Origin of the sequence: Photobacterium lucens (genome assembly GCF_009873615.1) — a bacterium.
Lineage (GTDB): Bacteria > Pseudomonadota > Gammaproteobacteria > Enterobacterales > Vibrionaceae > Photobacterium > Photobacterium lucens.
Genome location: NZ_SSMG01000364.1, coordinates 1 through 743, shown reverse-complemented (window position 1 = coordinate 743; position 743 = coordinate 1). Strand labels below are relative to the sequence as shown.

Here is a 743-nt window from a genome sequence, read left to right as displayed (position 1 = left end):
TTGCTAATGAAAATCAAAAAGACCTCGCTATTGAGGAGTTTTTAAAGTTGGTTGAATCTGACTCCGCCCAACATGATTTATCCTTTATTTTTTCTCATTTAGATAGAATACAAGAACTGGATGATGTCAAGATTGAGATGGTTGCTGATGCTCTAAAGTCCGGTTCTGGCAGAGGTAGTATGTACCGAAACATGTTTAACTTCTTACTACAAAATAAGGATAGATTCGACAACTGCTTGTTGGGTAAAAAGTTAAACATATTACAATCTGAAGTAATAACATCTGTGTTAGTTAATTTATATGAAAGTGACAAAGAAAGGTGGGATTTATTACATTACTACCTATCATCACTTGAATCTAATATTAATCTAAGTGATATGGTTAGTCAGAACATAGCATATATAGTTCTGTGCTATGGATATGACACTCAATTATCAATCAGAAATGATTTTTATATCGATGTTCTTTCAAAATCAAGCAACATAATAGCCAACGAAGAAATATTTTTGTCCTTGCAGTTTGAGTTAAACGAAATCAACGACCTCAACTCATTTATTTACACACTATCTAATATAGCTTTTTCTCTTGGTACCACTAAGAATATTGTAACGTTCGCTAAAAATCTCTTATTTTCAAAACTAGCTATCGAAGATCTTAGCGATAGATTAGATATTTACGACCATAAAAATTTAACACTTACAGAAAGTTCTCTCAGTAGGCTATATAAATTCCTTTGCTTATTC

At 31.6% G+C, this 743-nt stretch carries 1 protein-coding gene; it reads left to right on the top strand.

Annotated elements, in window-relative coordinates; all coding sequences use genetic code 11:
• On the top strand, positions 1–743 hold a 743-nt coding region (locus tag E5A76_RS15225; RefSeq protein ID WP_161119426.1), incomplete at both ends, for a hypothetical protein.